The sequence below is a fragment of the Pseudarthrobacter sp. TE9888 genome, assembly GCF_056279345.1.
The window spans coordinates 4,169,728-4,187,855 of record NZ_JBWBRD010000002.1; the positions used below are offsets into that span (position 1 = coordinate 4,169,728).

Genomic DNA, 18,128 nt, shown 5'->3' on the forward strand with positions numbered 1-18,128 from the left:
CCCGGTCAACGCACCCTGCCCGACCAGCCAAACCGGTAGGCTTGGACCTGTGAAGACCAGCGCGCCCTCCTCCTCGATCGAGGACTACGTCAAGGTCATCTATTCATTCACCGAATGGCAGGACAAGCCCATCACTTCCTCCCAGCTCGCACAGCGGCTGGGCGTGGCGAACTCCTCCGTGTCGGAGATGGTCCGCAAACTGAAGGACCAGGGGCTGGTGGACCACAAGCCCTACAGTGCCGTCACCCTGACCGAGTCCGGCCTGCGCCTGGCCCTGTCCATGGTCCGGCGCCACCGGCTCATCGAGACCTACCTCGTCCAGCGTCTTGGCTACAGCTGGGACGAGGTCCACGATGAAGCCGAACAGCTGGAGCACGCGGTCTCGGACACGTTCATCGAACGCGTCGCCGCCAAGCTCGGAAACCCGGAACGGGACCCGCACGGCGATCCCATTCCCACCGCGGACGGCCAGGTGCTGATGCCCAGCGCCCACCTCCTTGCCGGGCTGGATCAGGGGCACAGCGGCAAAATCACCCGCATCAGCGATGACAATCCGGAGCTCCTGCGGTATCTCGCTGCGCAGGACATCGATCTCGACGCCGAGGTCGAGGTTTTGGGACGGCGCCCGTTCGGTGGTGCATTGATGGTGCGCATCGCCGGTCCCGGCGGCACCCGCGACTTCGACCTTGCAGATGAGATCGCCTCCGCGTTGTGGGTCTCCGCCGAAACACCGCACCCGGGCTGCATCCTGGGAAGCTAGGCCACCCCTCACCGTCGATTTGGCCGCCTCCCGTATCGTGGAAGGTGATGATCAGCAGACGCGACGCAGCAATAACCCTGGATGTTCCCCTTGAGATGGCGCAGCGCCATGGCCTGCCGAAGTGGATGTCCGAGGCCGAGCTCCGTAACCTCCTGGACAATCCCCCGCCCTGGCTGGTGCAGTCACGGGCCAACCGCACCGGCAAACGGCCTGTTTGGGTGCACCTGGAGTGCGCCGTGTGCGGGTACGAGGAGGCGGCCCGGCCCAAGAAGTGGTGGCCGGACTTCACCTACGTGGTGTGCGGGCACCACGCGCCGTCCGAGGTTCCCGCCGTGCGTCCGGGCTGCGTTCGCAGCGAGTACGACGGCGTGGGGACGCGTTTCGTAGGCATCGCCGACGTGGAAGCACCTCAGGTCAGCCCCTAGCCATCCGGACGTGCCCGCCTACGGTGCCGGGCCGCCGTCGACCCTTATCCAGCGCCGTTGGCCGTCATTTCCTCCGGCACCGCCGTCAGGTGGCGTTCTGTGCCATCACGCAGCACGGCCAGGTCGAGCGGCTGGCCGATGGCATCGGCGAACAGCAGACGCTGCAGGCTTTCGGCGTTGCTGACCGGGCGGCCGCCGGCTGTGACGATGACGTCCCCTGCCGACAGGCCTGCCTTGTCTGCGGGCGAACCGGGCAGCACCTCAACGACGCGGAGACCTTCGCGCAGTCCGGTGCGGATCACGGCGCTGGATCCGAGCTGCATCGGCGTGCTCACCAGGCCCAGGTACGCGCGGCGCACCCTTCCGTCTGACAAAAGCGCCGAGATGATCCTGCGCGTGGTCGCGTTGATCGGTATTGCCAGTCCCAGGCCGGCTCCCGCCACGGCCGTGTTGATGCCCACGATCCTGGCGTGGGTGTCCGCCAAGGCACCGCCGGAGTTTCCGGGGTTCAGTGCCGCGTCGGTCTGGATGACATCCTCGATGACCCGCCGGTTACCACCCGACCAGACCGGAATGGCCCTGCCCAGCCCGCTGACCACGCCCGCGGTCACCGAGCCGGCCAGGCCCAGCGGGTTGCCCACGGCGACCACCAGCTGGCCAACCCGCAGGGATTCCGCCGCGCCGAACTCCGCGGGCCGGATCCGCGGCCGCGAACCGTGCACCACCGCAAGGTCGGACAAGGGGTCCGCGCCAACGAGTTCCAGCTCCATCCTGCTGCCGTCACCGAAGACCGCAAAGCCGTGCCGGGTGCCCGCCACCACGTGTGAATTGGTGAGGAGGTAACCGTCCTCCGTAAAGAGGACGGCGGAACCGGCGCCCACCCGGGCCCGGCCATTGCGGCGCTGCGCCGTCATCTCGATTGCTGCCACGTGGGGCGTCACGGCGGCTGCCACCCGCATCACTGTCTGTGAGTATGAGTCCAGCACATCGTCGTTGTCCGCTGGCATTGGTACCTGCGCCTGGTCCATGACGCACCTCCGGCTTTGAGTGCCGCTTCCGGCTGTTCCGTGCCCTCTGGGGCCCTTACGGGAATCAACGGTGGGCGGCGTGGTTCCAGTCCCGTCCCGGCTACGCCTTGGGTGAACGCCCCATCCGTGCACACCCGCACTCCAGGCCCTAGGATCGGTAGCATGACTGATTCCGCTGGTGGGTCTCGAACAGAACTGCTGAATCCCGATGAATGCTGGCGGTACCTTCGGTCCTCATACATCGGCCGGCTGGCAGTCATCAATGGCGATGTTCCCGAGATCTTTCCGGTCAACTTTTCCGTTGCCGGAGAGTCGCTGGTGTTTCGTACCGCCCCCGGCACCAAGCTGCGGGCACTGCTCAGCGGAGCAGTCGCGGCACTCGAGGTGGACGGACTGAACCCTTACGCCACGGAAGTCTGGAGCGTGGTGGCCAAGGGCAGGCCGGAAGCATTCGATGAGACCCGGATGACGCTCCCGGACGCCGATGCCGACCGCGAGCCGTGGGAGCCCGGGATCAAGGACCACCTGGTGGCACTGACCCCCACGGACCTCACCGGACGCCGTTTCGCTGTCAGGTCCCGGACACGGTGGTGGCCGCCGGTGGACTTCTCCGCGGACTGGCTCTAGGCCAGGCGGAGTCCCCTCCCGTTCCTGGCGGGCCTTTGTGCCCTTTTCCGATGCCGAAGAGTTGCCTACGCTGTGCCCTATGACTGACAAATCTAACGTACCCGTGCCGGAAATCCTCGATCCTGAAGAGTGCTGGGACCTCCTGGGCCAAACCGGGGTGGGACGGCTCGCCGTCATCGCCGACGGCCACCCCGATGTGTTTCCCGTCAACTTCAAGGTTGATGGTGACACGCTGGTTTTCCGCACCGGGGCCGGTACCAAGCAGCAGGCCATCCAGTCGGATGCCACGGTGGCCCTGGAAGCAGACGCCGTCAGCTCCCAGTTCGGGCTTGCCTGGAGCGTCGTCGTTAAGGGCAAGGCTGCCGAGACAACGCCCACCGGACCCGACCTGGATGACATCCGGCGCGCCTTGTTTCCCTGGCAGGGCGTGGGCCAGGAGCACTTCATCCGCATCACACCGGAGTCGGTGACCGGCAGGCGCTTCACGATGAACGCCCCGCTGCTGTGGCAGGCACCGCTGGACGAGGCAACCCGGGCGGGGCTCGAGTAGGCCCTGAGCGGCCGGTGCAGGAGCCCAGGTTCCAGGCGGAGGATTCAGTGCGGGCATGGTGGGTAGGCGAGCCGGGCCCCATGTCCAGCCGCCCCTTGGTCCAGGGGATCCGTGCAGCTCCCAGGCCGGCGGCCCACGAGATACTGGTGGACGTGACCGTTTGCGGTGTGTGCCGCACTGACCTCCATCTCGCCGAAGGTGACCTCTCCCCGCGGCGCCCCCACGTGGTCCCGGGGCACGAAGCTGTCGGAACCGTCGTCGAAACCGGACCGGACTGTTCCCGTTTCACGGCAGGCGACAGGGTTGGCGTTGCCTGGCTGGGCGGAGTTTGTGGCAGCTGTGGCTACTGCCGCCGCGGCGACGAGAATCTGTGCACGTCACCGGTGTTCACGGGCTGGGACAGGGATGGAGGCTATGCCGAACAACTGGTTGTCGCGGAGGATTTCGCCTACCCGGTGCCGGCTGTCTTCACCGACGAACAGGCCGCGCCGCTGCTGTGCTCGGGAATCATCGGATACCGGGCCCTGAAGCGCGCGGCCCTGCCCGTTGGCGGCCGCCTGGGCATCTATGGTTTTGGCAGCTCCGCGCACATCACCGCCCAGCTTGCCGTCAAACAGGGTGCCTCCGTGTTCGTGATGACGCGGTCCGATGGCGCACGGGCGCTCGCACTGGAGCTGGGAGCTGTGTACGCAGGGGACGCCGACGATACGCCGCCGGTACCACTCGACTCCGCCATCCTATTTGCCCCGGTGGGCAGCCTGGTCCCGGTCGCGCTGCGTGCGCTGGACCGTGGCGGGACTTTGGCCATTGCGGGGATCCACCTGAGCGAAATCCCGGCCCTGGATTACGGCAGGGAACTCTTCTACGAACGCCAGGTGCGCAGCGTCACCGCCAACACCAGGGCTGACGGGCGTGAATTCCTCAGCCTGGCAGCAAAGCTCTCACTGGCCCTCACCACCACCGCCTACCCGTTCGAGGCCGCTGACAAGGCACTGGAAGACCTGGCCGCCGACCGGATCACTGGTTCGGCCGTCCTGCGGATCCGGCCGGAGGACGACAGCTAACCGAACAAGACCGCGGCCTCCTGGTACCGTGACTCCGGCACTACTTTCAGCGTCCCCAGCGCTTCATCCAGGCCAACGTTGACAATCTCGGTGCCGCGGAGCGACACCATGGTGCCCCACCTTCCTGCCGCTGCGGACTCGACGGCGGCAAGGCCCAGCCTGGTGGCGAGGACCCGGTCGAAAGCTGTGGGTTCACCACCGCGCTGGATGTGGCCCAGGACCGTGGCCCGGGTTTCGATGCCGGTCCTCAGCTGCAGTTCCCCCTCGAGCAGCAGACCGATGCCGCCCAGGCGTGGCCGCCCGAAGGTGTCCAGTCCGCGGGGAGCGTAGGGGGCCGGATGTCCCTCGGGCGCGAAGGCCTCCGCCACCACCACAAGGGGGGCCCTCCCACGGTCGCGGGCCGAGACTACCCACGAACAGACCTGGTCCAGCGACACAGGATGCTCGGGGACCAGGATGGCGTGCGCGCCGGAAGCCATCCCCGCATGGAGCGCAATCCACCCCGCATTGCGGCCCATGACTTCGGCGACCATGCACCGGTGGTGCGACTCCCCGGTGGTCCGCAGGCGGTCTATGGCCTCGGTGGCGGTCTGGACCGCCGAATCAAAACCGAATGTGTAATCCGTGGCGCCGAGATCGTTGTCGATGGTCTTTGGCACACCCACCACGTTGATGCCTTGCCCGCACAATTCCCGGGCTGCCGCGAGGGTCCCCTCTCCCCCGATGGCGATCAGGCCGTCAAGGCCGTTCCGGCGGAAGGAGGCACGGACACCGTCGATCCCCTTCCCCACCAGCGGGTTGGTCCTGGAGGTGCCCAGGATGGTGCCGCCGAGGCGGGAGATACCGCGGACGCTGGTTCGGGGCAAAGGTACGGCGTCCTGCTCCAGGACACCACGCCACCCGTCGCGGAACCCCAGGAATTCGTACCCGTGCGCCACGTCTCCGCCCAGCACGGCTCCCCGGATGACCGCGTTGACGCCGGGGCAGTCTCCTCCGCTGGTGAGGATTCCCAGCCGCTTCATGATGCCGCCACCCCCGGACTCCGTTGGGGCAGGGGAAAGTACCGGGTCTGGCCGGGCGGAAGGACCACGTCCGTGCCGGAAACGCGCACCGTGATGGGACCGGCATCACCGGACGCGGAGGCGATGCTCATGTGCCCGTCCTTGAGGTTGACCCGAAGACGGTGCCCACGGTACAGGACCTCAAAGGCAACGGCGCGAAGTCCCGTCGGCAGGTTGGGAGCGAACAGGATAGTGTCCCCGCTGAACCGCAACCCGGCGAAGCTGCGCTGCACCACGTCGATCGTGCCGCCCATGGCGCCCAAATGGATGCCCGTGCGCGTGGTGCCGTGCTGCGTATCGTCGAGGTCGGCGTCGAGCGCTTCCCGGAAGCTGTCCCATGCCCGGTCCGCGTCCAGGCCCGCCAGGACAGATGCGTGCGCGACCCGGCTCAGCGTGGAGCCGTGGGCCGTCCGGGCCAGGTAATACTCGATGGTCTGGTTGAGCTGCTCCTGGGTGAAGCCGTACTGCAGCCGCCGGAGTGCGGCGATCAGCCCCTCATGTCCCAGGAGGTACGGGAGCATCAGGACATCCGCCTGCTTCGCCAGCTTATAGCGGTTGGTGGCGTCATCTTCGGCCTCAAGGATCAGGTCCAACCGTTCAATGTCGCCGTACGTGTCCCGGTAATGTTCCCAGTCGAGTTCCTGCAACTCCCCGTAGCCGGCAAACTGGCTGATGACGCCGTCGCTGTGGAAAGGAACGTACATCGCGGTCCCCATGTGCGCCCACCCGGCTGCTTCGTCGTCGGAGACACCAAGGCGTTCCATGAGTCCGGCACGCTCGCTGCCGTGCAGGAATGAGAGGATGCATGCTGCCTGCGAGCAAACCCAGGCGGCCATGACGTTCGTGTAGGCGTTGTCGTCCAGGCCCGGTTTGTCGCGGCCCGGGTAGCCCGTGTGGTATTCATCCGGTCCCACTACACCCCGCACGTGGTACCTGCCGCCCTTCTCGTCGTACTCCGCCAGGGAGCGGAAGAAGCGGGCCACTTCGATCACCAGCTCAGCACCCTTCTGCAGGAGCCAGATCTTGTCCCCGGTGGCCTGGCAGTACTGCCATGCGTTGAAGGCGACGGCCAGGCCGGAGTGGACCTGGAGGTGCGAATGGTCCTTCACCCACCTGCCGGACCGGTCGTTGAACAGCCATTTGGGGGTTTCCTCGGTCCCGTCGCTGCCGCTTTGCCAAGGGAACTCTGCCCCTGCCAGCCCCTTAGCTGATGCGGCCTGCCGGGCCGCGGGCAGCCTGCGCCACCGGTAGTCGAGTGCCGAGCGGGCAATATCCGGAGTCCGTGAGGTGAGTACCGGGAGGACAAACAGCTCATCCCAAAAGACGTGGCCGCGGTAGCCCTCGCCATGGAGTCCGCGTGCAGTCACGCCGGCATCCAATTCGGCCGTGTGGTGGGTCAACGTCTGCAGCAGATGGAAGATATGCAGGTTGAGGACCATGCGCACAGGCACCGGGGCGTCAATTTCCACCAGGAACGGACGGAGCTCGCGCCGCCAGGCTTCCTCGTGGGCGGCGAGCAGCGCATCGAAATCCCCGGCCGCGCGCTCGAGCACCGCACGGGCCCCAGTCTCGGGCGAGGAGATGGCGCGGTCGCGGGACGTCACCACCGCCACTGATTTAGTGATCCGCGCCGTAGTGCCGGCTTCGAGGGGGACCGCCAGGTTTTGGAAATGGAAGGCGCCGCTCACGCCTTCGGTAATTCCGTGGGCTGCCGGGGACACCTGCGTCCGGTAGGCCGCCGCGATGCGGATGAGGCTTTGGGTGGTTTCAACCTCGACGACGGAGGTTCCGTCAGGGGGCACGGCACGGTCCGGATCCTGCGGGGCCGTCTTGTCGGCCAAGTGGACGTCGGAGCCTTGGGCACGTTCAGGGAGGTTCGCGTTGCGGACTCCGGCGTCGATTCCGCTGCGGACCTCCACCAAGCCGCTCCAGCCCAATGCGGTGATCGCCGTCTGCAGGACCAGCAGGTGGGGCTCCGCCATGGATGCGAACCGGGTCTGCACCACCTCCAGGCGCCGCCCGTCAGCGCCCTCCAGCAACAGCCTTCGCTCCAGCACCGCCCTTTTGAGGTCAAGGACCCTGCGCTCGCGCACGACGGACAGCCCGCCCGCAGACCACCATTCCTGCCCGGCCAGGCGCAGGTCGAGCGGAAGGCAGTTGGGCGCGTTGACCATGTGTTCTTCCAACAGCATCTCGTCGGCGGACTTCGCCCTGACCCGGTTGTAGATACCGGCGAGGTACATGCCTGCGTAGCTGTACGGGCCGCCCTCGGGGGCCGCTCCACGGATGCCCAGGTACCCGTTGCCAAGCGTGGTCAAGGCTTCCCGGTGTCCCTCGTGCCAGGCGTCAAAACCCTCGAACACCAGGTGCCACGCATTGCCGATCACCTGGCCCAGGTCAAGCTCCCCCACGTCGTTGAGGACAGTGTCCGCGCCCGCGGCTTCAAGCTGCCGGCGGTTCCCGGCCCGGTCTATTCCCACCACCAGCCCAAAACCGCCACGCCGGCCGGCCTCGACACCGGCGGCGGAATCCTCAATCACCACCGCGTGTGGCGGAGTGACGCCAAGCCCAGCTGCGGCAGCCAGGAAAACATCAGGGGCCGGCTTACCCTGCAGCCCCAGCCCGGCCGCCGTCGTCCCGTCCATGACGACGGTGAAGAGATCCTGGATGCCCGCTGTTTCCAGGACCAATGCCGCGTTCCGGCTTGAGGTAACCACGGCCATGGGCACCGCAGCCTCGGTGAGCCGGTGCAGCAGTTGCAGGGTTCCGGGGTAGCTTTGGACGCCGTCGCGCCGGAGGTGTTCCAGGAACAGCTCATTTTTCCACCGGCCCAGGCCGAATCCGGTCCAGGCTCCAGCGTCATCTGTTTCCTCCCCCTTCTCCAGGGGCACTCCCCTGGCAGCCAGGAACCGCACCACTCCTTCCTCACGCGGCATGCCGTCGATATAGGTGAGGTAGTCGGCCCTGCTGAGCGGCGCACGGTCCGCGCCCGGCGGAATCCTCGGGTCCTCCAGGATCCGGGCGAACGCGTCCTTCCACGCCGCCTGGTGGACCAACGCCGTGTTGGTGACCACCCCGTCCAGATCGAAAATGACGGCGTCAAAGGGTGGCTTGGCAGCAGCAGCGGCGGTGGGCGACGCAATCATAGGTCAAGTGCTACCAGCAACCAGGCGTTCAGGAAAGGGCCGATGGGCCCCGGCGCTTACGCTGTGTCCTTGGCTGCGGCGTCTCCGACATGGTTCCACCATGTCAGTGGCGGCGTGATGGCGAAGCGCCGGCCACTGACGGAGGTGGGGACAATGCGGACCAAATGGTCCTTTTCACCGGCCTGCCAGGGAAACAGCGTAAGGGCGGCTCCCCGCAGGAGCTCCTGGGTGGGCTCCAGGATGACTGCCTTGCCTTTGACCAGCACGCTCCAGGCTTTGGAGTCGTCGTGGCCGTCTGCTTCGAGCGCGACGGCGAGTGGTCCCCCGGCGGCCCGCAGCTTGGTTCCTTCCCCGGTGCGGAAGACAACTGACTCCTGGTCCACTTTGTAGTTGATGGGGAAAACTTCCGGGTATCCGTCCACCAGCACCGCCAGGTGGCCGACGGACACACCGTGGAGGAGGTCCCAGCACGTTGCGGCGTCCAGGACTTCAGTGGGCAGTTGCGCCGGGTCGTTGTGCATGCCATGACGATAAAGCCGGAACCGCCCGCCCCGCTAGAGTACTTAGGCCCGGCCGGCATTCGTGGAGCGCGCGGCACCGCTCACGAATCATCCGCGGACATGGGCCGGTGATAAAGTGCAACGGTGTAATTTCCGGGTTATCGCGGTAGTTTTCCCACGCGGCGCCACAACCTGAGTCGGAAAAGCACAGCCCCCGGAAGCCGGGAAGGCCATCACGACGGCGGTCTGTTCGTAAATTGAAGATTCATGAGGAGTACGAGTGGCTGGACAGGTCTTGCTATCCCGGGCGGACCTGCGGCGGACAGCTGCGGTCAACGCCACCCGTAAGGACATTCAGGCGCTGCGTGCGCTGGCCGTTGGACTCGTCGTGCTCAATCACCTGTGGCCATTGAGACTTCCCGGCGGCTACGTCGGAGTTGATGTCTTCTTCGTGATCTCGGGGTACCTCATCACCAAGCACCTGCTCGGGGAACTCGAGCGAACGAACCGGATAGAACTTGGGAAGTTCTATTCGCGGCGGATCAAGAGGTTGCTGCCGGCCGCAACCCTAGTGGCCGTCGTCTCGCTGCTGGCTGCATGGGCTCTGCTGCCTTTCTCGCGCTGGGTCTCCATAGCCCACGAAACCGCCGCATCCGTTTCCTATTTTGAAAACTGGGTTCTGGCTGCAAAGTCCGTGGACTACTCCGCACACAACGAGCTCGCTTCAACGGTGCAACACTACTGGTCCCTGTCCGTTGAGGAGCAGTTCTATCTGCTCTGGCCGCTGCTGTTGGTCGGGCTGTTCCTGGCCGCAGGACGCTTACGGCTTCGTCGCCAGGCATTCCTCGCACTGGGTGTCGCCGTCATCAGCGCCCTGGCTTTGTCTTTCTGTGTCTGGATTACCTACACCAACAAGAGCGCGGCATATTTCGTAACGCCTGCACGCGTATGGGAGTTCGGGGCAGGGGCTTTGGTGGCAATCGGTGGTGCCCACGCGTTGGGCGTCCTGCGGCTGAAACTGCCGAGCCTGCACTTGGCTTTCTCAGGCGCCGCACAGTGGCTCGGTTACGGCTTGATAGCCTTGGCCGCCCTCTCTTTCAACGAGCAGACCTTCTTTCCGGGCTTTGCTGCGATCATTCCAGTCACGGGGACTCTGCTGGTGATCGCGGCGGGACCCAACAGTCCCCTTTGGTCCCCAAACCAGATACTTTCGGTCAGGCCCGTGCAGTTGCTGGGCGACGTTTCTTATTCTCTTTACCTGTGGCACTGGCCTTTGATCGTGTTGGTTCCGGGTGTCCTGGGGCACTCGCTGTGGACGGCGAACAAGCTCGTCGTCCTGGTAATGGCAATCGGGCTGGCATACGGATCAAAGAAGCTAGTTGAGGACCCGGGCCGCACCAAACTCCTCTCCTCGGCCAAACCGCTCCGCGTGATTGGCTACACGGCTGTGGCGATGGCAGTCGTCTGGGCATTGTGCGGTGGTCTCTTGCTTGGCTTCGGCAAGGCACAGGAAGCCGAAGCAGCGAAGCTTCAGGAACTTTCCGGCGGCCCCTGCTACGGGGCAAGGAGCCTTGATCCACGCAGTAATTGCCCAGACCCCTTCGGCGCTGCCCAAGTCGCCAATGTGGGGCCAAACGAAGCACCATGGTTCAACGCACCGGAATGCCAGCAACCTGCGAACCCTATCGTCGTGGGGGACAGACAGACACTGACCAATTGCGACTTCACCGGAGGGTCCCAGGCAGAAGCTACTGTCTGGCTTGTTGGCGACTCGCATGCAGAGCAATGGAAGACCGCCCTGTACGAGCTTGCCCGGCTGCATAAGTGGAAGCTGAAGGAATCACTGTTGGGCGGTTGTCCGTTCGTCGATGTGAAGCGGACCGCATTCATGGGGACAGCCGCGGATCAGGCCTCGCAGCAACGGTGTTTGGAGTGGAGCCGACAGGTCACGGAACGGATCGCCAGTGAAAAGCCTGACATGGTTTTCGCGTCGTCCTTCGGGGCAGCTGAAACGATCGACGACGGAACCGGCCGGCCGCAGGTGAATCAATACAACGACGCCGTGTCCAAACGATTGCTGGAGTGGACGGCGGCGGGCGCCCGGGTCTACATTTTCCGGGATCCTCCACTGACACTGCACCGCAGCAGCCCCGACTGCGTTGCACTCAACCAGCAACAGCCTGTGAATTGCGCGAATACGCGGGCAGAAGCACTTGCGCACGATCCCATTGCCGCCGCAGGCAAGGGCATGAACAAGCCGAATGTAAAGGTGCTTGATCTTTCTGACCAGTTCTGCGACGACCGGACCTGCTATGCCGTGGTAGGCGGCCTCCAAATCTATTACGACTACGATCATGCTGCGAGGAGCTACATCCGGTCCTTGGTGCCCGTCCTGGCACAAAGATTCAACGAGGCCACACAATAGTCCTCCCCCTCGTCCCGGCCACACGGCAGGAAATAAAAAACACCCCGGTCCGAGGACCGGGGTGTTTTTCGATGACTCGGCCCATCCGTGAAGGATGTCTCAAGTCACCACAGGGGTGGAGATGGGGGGAATTGAACCCCCGTCCGATGTCGTGTTGTCAGGGCTTCTCCGGGCGCAGTTTGCGTCGGAATTTCTCGGCCCCAGCCATGCTGCAAACAGCTGGCTGATCCGGGCCCAGTCACCTAAAAGTCCCGTTTGCTCCGATGACGGGAGCAAACAGCAGTGGCTATCTAAATGACGCCAGGATCCGGGGCGATAGCAACCTCGGGCTGACGGACTGTCTTACTGCTTAGGCAGCAAGAGCGAAGTCAGTGCGCTTAGAATTGGCACTTATTGGTTTGCAGACAGCGTTTACGAGATAAATCTGCATCCTCGGCCCGCTTCACCTGTCGCGACTAACATCGTCGAAACCGATCATCCCCGTATTTTGTTACCAAACCGGCTGGCAAGCCTGCCGGACTACCCATACTAACGCATACCCGCCCGGAATAATTCCTAGCGGCGCCGGTTGCGCTCCCGCATCTCGCGCTGCGCCTCACGGTTGTCCTGCTGCTCGCGCAGGGTCTGCCGCTTGTCGTACTCCCGCTTGCCCCGGGCGACGGCGATTTCCACCTTGGCCCGGCCGTCGACGAAGTAGAGCTGCAGCGGAACCACCGTGTACCCGGCCTCCTGGACTTTGCGGGAGATCTTGATAAGTTCCTCGCGGTGCAGCAGCAGCTTGCGGCGCCGCCGGGCGGCATGGTTGGTCCAGCTGCCCTGGTTATATTCGGGGATGTGGATCGCTTCCATCCACAGTTCGTCGTTATAAAAGGTGCAGAATCCGTCCACCATGGAGGCGTGCCCCTCGCGCAGGGACTTCACTTCGGTGCCCATCAGCGCGATGCCGGCCTCGTAGGTGTCCAGCACGTGATAGTCATGCCGGGCCTTGCGGTTGGTGGCCACCACCTTGCGGCCACTTTCTTTCGGCACGGGAAAACTCCTCAGGTTCAGGTTGGACGGTCCGGGCCAATGGCGCCGGGAGCTATACCAGTCTACGGCAGGCGGTTGCCGCCTACAGCAGCCCCATGGGGTCGACGGCCTGGCCGTTGAGCCACGTCTCGAAGTGGGCGTGGCAGCCCGTGGAGTTACCGGTACTGCCCGAGTAGGCGATGAGCTGCCCCTGCGAGACCCTTTGGCCGTTCGAGACCACGATGCTGGAGTTGTGGTAGTAGATGGTGGTGAGGGTGTTGCCCTGCACCATGCCGTGATCGATCTTGACACGCCACCCACCGCCGTCGGCGGAGTTCCACCCTGAGCTGAAGACTTCCCCGGCGGCCGCCGCGTACACGGGCGTGCCGCAGGCTGCGCCGAAGTCGATGCCGGTGTGCATGTACCCGCCCGTGCCGTAGAAGTCGATTGTTCCCGGCGGAGTGGTCCGGTATCCAAAGCCGGAGGTGATGGGGATGCTGCCGTCGAAGGGATGGCGAAGTCCGAAGGCCGATGGCGAACCGGCTGCCGGCGGGACGTACGGTTGGACGGGCGGGGCCGGGCGGTTCGCTGCCGCCGCTGCGGCGGCAGCGGCGGCAGCAGCGGCGGCTGCCTGCCGGCGCTGTTCCGCTTCCCATGCCTCGCGGGCCTTGCGGTCGCGTTCGGCAATTTCGTTGGCCACTTGGTTCTGGTTGGCCTGGACGCCCGCCAGTTGCGCCTGGATTCCGGGTTTGGCGGCCTGGAGTTCAGCGTCGAGGCGGGTGGTGTCGGCAATCAGCTGGTCTACCTGGGCCTTTTTGGCGGCTGCCTCGTCGCGTGCAGCCTTCTCCCGTTCAAGCGCGGCGTCAGCTTTGGCCTTGAGGTCCTTGATTTCCGCTTCCACAGCTTGAAGCCGGGCCTCCGAGTTCACGTTGGTCGCGTTCTGCTGGCTCAGCTTGTCCATGGCGGCGTTCTGGCTGCGCATGGCCTGGTCCGCCAAGTCCATGGTGTCGGTGAGGCTGCCCCCGCCGTTCGACCCGAAAAAGAGCGACAGGTTGGAGGGGACGCCGCCGGATTTGTAGGCTTGGGTCGCGATCTGGCCGATCAGCTTCTTGGTATCCGCAATCTTCTGTTTGTCGGTTTCCAGCTGCTGGGTGATCTTGGCTTTGTTTTGCTGCGCCATGTCGACGCGTGCAGCGAGTGCTTCCGATTCTTTGACTGCGCTGGCCACTCGGCCCTGGGCGTCAAGCAGTGCTTGCTGTGCCCCCGGGAGCTGGCCCTGGTAGATCACCAGGTCGCCGGCGGCCTTTGCGATTCGGGAATCGACAAACTCAAGGGACGCCTGGACGCGGGCTGCTTCGGCTTCGAGCGCGGCCTTCCGGTCTTCGAGGTCGTCTGCGAACGCCACGGGGGTGGCCACGGCTATGCCTGCGGAAAGGATGACGGTGAGCACGCCGCTGACGAGCCCCAAACGGCGGGCAGCGGACCGTCCCCGGCTTCGCCGGGCCATGGGCGCGGTTTGATCAGTATCGTTCATGGGCATTCCTTGGTCGGTGTGCACAGCCTAAACGCGCAAATATCTACGAAGGGTCAAGAGGGACGAAATTCCTGCCAAGGATGCGCCAAGGACCAGCAGCGCCGGTGCGAGGATGAGGGTCTGGCCGGACGAAATGAAGGCCGTATCCGGGTATTGGCGGGACATGTAGTCGCCCAGGAAGAACTGCGCTACGGCCCACAGGGTGCCCGAAGCCAGGGCCGCGCCGATAACCGCCGCAATGACGCCTTCGAGGATGAACGGCAGCTGGATTACAGTCTTGGATGCACCCACAAGCCGCATGATGCCGGTCTCCCGCCGCCTGCTGAAGGCGGAGAGCCTGATCGTGGTGGCGATAAGCAGGATCGCGCAGACGATCATGACTCCGGCGATGCCCACTGCCACCAGGGATGCCCCGTTCATCACCGAGAACAGACGTTCCAGCAGCTGTCTCTGGTCGATGACCGTCTCCACGCCGGGCTGTGAGGAGAACGTCTCGCTGATGATTTGGTACTTCTCCGGGTCCTTCATGTTGATCCGGAACGAAGCCGGCAGCTGGTCCGGGGTCACGGAATCCACGATGGGCGAATTGGAGAACTGGTCCTTGAAGTGTTTGTAGGCCTCATCCTTGGACTCGAACTGGAAGTCGTTGATGTACTGCGCCACAGCCGGGGATTCCAGGAGTGCGTTCAGGCCCTGCTGCTGTTCGGGGGTCACAGGCCCGGAAGCGCAGCCAGGCGCAGTGGACCCGTCGCTGCAGAGGAAGATGGCCACCTGGACCTTGTCGTACCAGTAGCCCTTCATCTGGTTGATCTGCATTTGCAGCATGCCCGCCGCACCCACGAACGTGAGGGACACGAAGGTCACCAGGATGACCGATACCACCATGGAAAGGTTCCGGCGCAGGCCGCTGCCAATCTCGGAAAGAATGAATGCGAGCCTCACCGCTGGGCCTCGCCTTCAGCGCCGTTGCCCGGCAGGCCGCCGTCGGGAGCTTCCCTGCCGCTGGCGTCCTTCAGGCGCCGGGACTGGCCGACGACGGGAATCATCGAGGTGTAAAGGGCCTTGGCTTCGTCGCGGATCACCACGCCGTTCTTGAGTTCCACCACGCGCTTGCGCATTTCGTTGACGATGTCGTCGTCGTGGGTGGCCATCACCACGGTGGTTCCATTCTGGTTGATCTTGTCCAGAACGCCCATGATTCCCATGGAGGTGGTGGGATCGAGGTTTCCCGTCGGCTCGTCTGCGAGGAGGATGCCGGGCCGGTTGACCACGGCGCGCGCAATGGCAACGCGCTGCTGCTCGCCGCCGGACAGCTCGTGCGGCATGCGGTGTTCCTTGCCTTCGAGCCCGACTGTCTTAAGGACCTCGGGGACTGTATCGCGGATCACGCTGCGGCTCTTGCCGATGACCTGCATGGCGAACGCGACGTTGGCGAACACGTTCTTCTGCGGCAGGAGGCGGAAGTCCTGGAAGACGACGCCGATGCCGCGGCGGAGGCGCGGAACCCGCCAGCTGGAAATTTTGGCGACGTTTTGGCCGGCGACGTACACCGCACCGGAGGTGGCGCGGTCTTCCTTCAACACCAGCCGGAGGAAAGTGGATTTGCCGGACCCTGAGGCGCCAACGAGGAAGGCGAATTCGCCGCGGTCGATCTCAAGGTCAATGGAATCCAGTGCCGGTCGGGCTTTCTGGTCGTAAACCTTGGTGACATTTTCGAATCGGATCATGGCCCTAAGTACCCTGCAGGGCATGGCTCATCCGTCTGATGCAGCCCAGTTCTGCAGCCGGTGCACGGGTTTTTCGTTTGGGGAAAGTAGGGCCCCGGCCCCTTGACTATACGCAGAATCAGCGGCGGTTGGGCGGGCTTTCGGGGGCGTGTCGCCGCATCACCCGACGGCCCTCAAGGAAGGGTGGCGCGATCGGCGACTCGTAATCGCTCTCTACAATGGATTGGTGTGCCCGCACGCAGTCAGTTTGCTCGAGGTGCACTCATTATCCCCTGCAGGAAAGGCCCTCTGTGCGCGTCCTTACGATCATTCCCACCTACAACGAACTGGAATCGCTGCCCAAGACGCTCCAGCGCCTGCGGAAGGCCGTCCCGGCGTCGGACGTCCTGGTGGTCGATGACAACAGCCCTGACGGCACCGGCCAGCTCGCCGACGGCTTCGCTGCCGAAGACTCCCAGGTCCACGTCCTGCACCGCAAGGGCAAGGAAGGCCTGGGCGCCGCGTACATCGCCGGTTTCAAGTGGGGCCTGGATGCCGGCTACGACGTCCTGGTGGAAATGGACGCAGACGGCTCCCACCAGCCCGAACAGCTTCCCCAGCTCCTTGAGGCCGTGGAACAGGGCGCAGACCTGGCCATGGGGTCGCGCTGGGTTCCCGGCGGCAGCGTGGTCAACTGGCCGCTGTACCGCCAGGCAATCTCCCGGGTAGGCAGCACTTATGCCCGGTTGATGCTGGCTCTGCCGATCCGGGATGTGACCGGCGGATACCGCGCGTTCCGCAGGACCACCCTGGAAAAGCTCAACCTGGACCAGGTGGACTCTGTGGGCTACGGCTTCCAGGTGGACCTGGCCTGGCGCGTCGCCAAACTTGGCCTCCGCATCGAGGAACGCCCCATCACCTTCGTTGAACGGGAACTGGGCGCATCCAAGATGAGCGGCAACATCGTGGTCGAGGCCATGATCAACGTCACCAAATGGGGACTCGCAGCACGCTGGAACACCTTACTGCGGCGTGGCTCCTCGGACAGGAAATAGGGTCCTGCGACTGTAATCTTCAGGTGGCTGAAGAGAACCGCCCCGGCATCTCGATGCCGGGGCGGTTCTCTTCGGGCTCGGGCGCTTTGTTTTCATGAGCGCGAGCGTAATCAGTTATTGCTGCCGGCGTTACGGTTATCCGTGCGCCAGCGGATGCCCGCGTCGATGAAATCGTCAATCTCGCCGTCGAACACCGCTGACGTGTTGCCCACCTCGTGTTCGGTGCGCAGGTCCTTCACCATTTGGTACGGGTTCAGGACATAGGAGCGCATCTGGTCGCCCCAAGAGGCCTTGACGTCGCCGGCCAGCGCCTTCTTTTCTGCGTCCTCCTGTTCCTTCTTCAGCAGCAGGAGGCGGGACTGCAGCACGCGCATGGCAGCTGCGCGGTTCTGCAGCTGCGATTTCTCGTTCTGCATGGAGACCACGGTGCCGGTGGGGATGTGGGTGAGGCGGACCGCCGAGTCAGTGGTGTTGACCGACTGGCCGCCAGGACCGGATGAACGGAAGACATCCACGCGGATTTCGTTGTCCGGGATCTCGATGGAATCCGTCTGCTCAATCAGCGGGATGACTTCAACGGCCGCGAATGACGTCTGCCGGCGACCCTGGTTGTCGAACGGGCTGATCCTGACAAGGCGGTGGGTGCCGGCTTCCACGCTGAGCGTGCCGTAGGCATACGGAGCCTTAACCTCGAAAGTGGCCGACTTCAGTCCGGCTTCCTCGGCGTAGGAGGTGTCCATGACAGTGGTGGGGTACCCGTGCCGCTCAGCCCAACGCAGGTACATCCGCATGAGCATTTCGGCAAAGTCTGCGGCATCCACACCGCCTGCGCCGGCCCGGATGGAAACCACGGCTTCGCGTTCGTCGTACTCGCCGGACAGCAGGGTGACCACTTCCAGGTCCTTGAGTGCCTTTTTGATGGACTCAAGTTCGGCCGCGGCCTCCCCCATCGAGGCGGCGTCGTCCTCGTCCTGGCCCAGTTCCACCAGGACTTCGAGATCGTCGATACGCGAGGCCAGGTTGGTGAGGCGTTCCAGCTCGGACTGTCGGTGGGAGAGACGGGAGGTGATCTTCTGCGCCGCTGCGGGGTCGTCCCACAGGTCCGGCTCCCCTGCCCGCTCGCTGAGTTCGGCGATGTCTTCCTTTAGCGCCTCCACGTCGGTGACGCGTTCGATGGACTCGTAGGTGGCGCGCAGCGCACGGATTTCAGCGGAAAAATCAATATTGGCCATGGTGGTT

16 protein-coding genes and 1 other RNA gene are annotated in these 18,128 nt (G+C 64.6%); 7 read left to right on the forward strand and 10 right to left on the reverse strand.

Features of this window, described 5'->3' with window-relative positions; translation table 11 throughout:
* Nucleotides 1-49: 49 nt before the first annotated feature.
* On the forward strand, nucleotides 50-760 hold the full coding sequence (locus ACZ9J7_RS19925) for a metal-dependent transcriptional regulator (protein WP_476211690.1): 711 nt from the start codon (nucleotides 50-52) through the stop codon (nucleotides 758-760).
* 47 nt (nucleotides 761-807) lie between these two features.
* Nucleotides 808-1,185, forward strand: coding sequence for a hypothetical protein (locus tag ACZ9J7_RS19930; RefSeq protein WP_476211691.1), 378 nt, complete (start codon nucleotides 808-810; stop codon nucleotides 1,183-1,185).
* A 44-nt stretch (nucleotides 1,186-1,229) separates the two neighbouring features.
* Here ACZ9J7_RS19930 and ACZ9J7_RS19935 read toward each other — a convergent pair whose 3' ends face one another.
* Entirely contained in the window at nucleotides 1,230-2,213 is a 984-nt protein-coding gene (locus ACZ9J7_RS19935; RefSeq protein ID WP_476211692.1) for a S1C family serine protease, read from the reverse strand.
* 162 nt (nucleotides 2,214-2,375) lie between these two features.
* Here ACZ9J7_RS19935 and ACZ9J7_RS19940 point away from each other — a divergent pair, with 162 nt between their 5' ends.
* From ACZ9J7_RS19940 to ACZ9J7_RS19950, 3 genes are all read left to right on the forward strand, one after another.
* Nucleotides 2,376-2,840, forward strand: coding sequence for a pyridoxamine 5'-phosphate oxidase family protein (locus tag ACZ9J7_RS19940; protein WP_476211693.1), 465 nt, complete (start codon nucleotides 2,376-2,378; stop codon nucleotides 2,838-2,840).
* A gap of 79 nt (nucleotides 2,841-2,919) precedes the next feature.
* Entirely contained in the window at nucleotides 2,920-3,390 is a 471-nt protein-coding gene (locus ACZ9J7_RS19945) for a pyridoxamine 5'-phosphate oxidase family protein (RefSeq protein ID WP_476211694.1), read from the forward strand.
* 47 nt (nucleotides 3,391-3,437) lie between these two features.
* The gene (locus ACZ9J7_RS19950; RefSeq protein ID WP_476211908.1) at nucleotides 3,438-4,454 is read left to right on the forward strand and encodes a zinc-dependent alcohol dehydrogenase family protein; all 1,017 of its coding nucleotides are present in this window, start codon (nucleotides 3,438-3,440) and stop codon (nucleotides 4,452-4,454) included.
* Here ACZ9J7_RS19950 and ACZ9J7_RS19955 read toward each other — a convergent pair.
* Genes ACZ9J7_RS19955 through ACZ9J7_RS19965 form a run of 3 tightly spaced genes read right to left on the reverse strand, consistent with a single transcriptional unit; the run spans nucleotide 4,451 to nucleotide 9,182 of the window.
* Entirely contained in the window at nucleotides 4,451-5,476 is a 1,026-nt protein-coding gene (locus tag ACZ9J7_RS19955) for an ATP-dependent 6-phosphofructokinase (protein ID WP_476211695.1), read from the reverse strand. The genes ACZ9J7_RS19950 and ACZ9J7_RS19955 overlap by 4 nt on opposite strands.
* Complete coding sequence (locus ACZ9J7_RS19960; protein ID WP_476211696.1) at nucleotides 5,473-8,661, reverse strand: HAD-IA family hydrolase; 3,189 nt, start codon at nucleotides 8,659-8,661, stop codon at nucleotides 5,473-5,475. Before ACZ9J7_RS19960 ends, ACZ9J7_RS19955 begins: the two co-directional genes overlap by 4 nt.
* A 56-nt stretch (nucleotides 8,662-8,717) precedes the next feature.
* Nucleotides 8,718-9,182 carry a pyridoxamine 5'-phosphate oxidase family protein gene (locus ACZ9J7_RS19965; RefSeq protein WP_476211697.1) on the reverse strand — a complete coding sequence of 155 codons (465 nt, stop codon included), beginning with the start codon at nucleotides 9,180-9,182 and terminating at the stop codon, nucleotides 8,718-8,720.
* A gap of 259 nt (nucleotides 9,183-9,441) precedes the next feature.
* On the opposite strand from ACZ9J7_RS19965, the gene ACZ9J7_RS19970 reads away from it, so the two are divergent.
* Entirely contained in the window at nucleotides 9,442-11,586 is a 2,145-nt protein-coding gene (locus tag ACZ9J7_RS19970; RefSeq protein WP_476211698.1) for an acyltransferase family protein, read from the forward strand.
* 113 nt (nucleotides 11,587-11,699) lie between these two features.
* Here ACZ9J7_RS19970 and ssrA read toward each other — a convergent pair.
* The 5 genes from ssrA to ftsE all read right to left on the reverse strand — a co-directional run bounded on the left by ssrA (nucleotide 11,700) and on the right by ftsE (nucleotide 15,855).
* Nucleotides 11,700-12,068: a transfer-messenger RNA gene (ssrA, locus tag ACZ9J7_RS19975) on the reverse strand.
* A 73-nt stretch (nucleotides 12,069-12,141) separates the two neighbouring features.
* Nucleotides 12,142-12,615, reverse strand: coding sequence for an SsrA-binding protein SmpB (smpB, locus tag ACZ9J7_RS19980; RefSeq protein ID WP_141160006.1), 474 nt, complete (start codon nucleotides 12,613-12,615; stop codon nucleotides 12,142-12,144).
* A gap of 82 nt (nucleotides 12,616-12,697) precedes the next feature.
* Nucleotides 12,698-14,128: a peptidoglycan DD-metalloendopeptidase family protein gene (locus ACZ9J7_RS19985; protein WP_476211699.1), complete on the reverse strand. Its 1,431-nt coding sequence runs from the start codon at nucleotides 14,126-14,128 to the stop codon at nucleotides 12,698-12,700.
* Between the two features lie 27 nt (nucleotides 14,129-14,155).
* The gene (ftsX, locus tag ACZ9J7_RS19990) at nucleotides 14,156-15,070 is read right to left on the reverse strand and encodes a permease-like cell division protein FtsX (protein ID WP_476211700.1); all 915 of its coding nucleotides are present in this window, start codon (nucleotides 15,068-15,070) and stop codon (nucleotides 14,156-14,158) included.
* Nucleotides 15,067-15,855, reverse strand: coding sequence for a cell division ATP-binding protein FtsE (ftsE, locus tag ACZ9J7_RS19995; RefSeq protein WP_476211701.1), 789 nt, complete (start codon nucleotides 15,853-15,855; stop codon nucleotides 15,067-15,069). Before ftsE ends, ftsX begins: the two co-directional genes overlap by 4 nt.
* Before the next feature lie 290 nt (nucleotides 15,856-16,145).
* On the opposite strand from ftsE, the gene ACZ9J7_RS20000 reads away from it, so the two are divergent.
* Complete coding sequence (locus ACZ9J7_RS20000) at nucleotides 16,146-16,889, forward strand: polyprenol monophosphomannose synthase (protein WP_476211702.1); 744 nt, start codon at nucleotides 16,146-16,148, stop codon at nucleotides 16,887-16,889.
* A 110-nt stretch (nucleotides 16,890-16,999) separates the two neighbouring features.
* On the opposite strand, the gene prfB is transcribed toward ACZ9J7_RS20000, so the two are convergent.
* Nucleotides 17,000-18,121, reverse strand: coding sequence for a peptide chain release factor 2 (prfB, locus tag ACZ9J7_RS20005; protein ID WP_476211703.1), 1,122 nt, complete (start codon nucleotides 18,119-18,121; stop codon nucleotides 17,000-17,002).
* Between the last annotated feature and the right edge of the window lie 7 nt (nucleotides 18,122-18,128).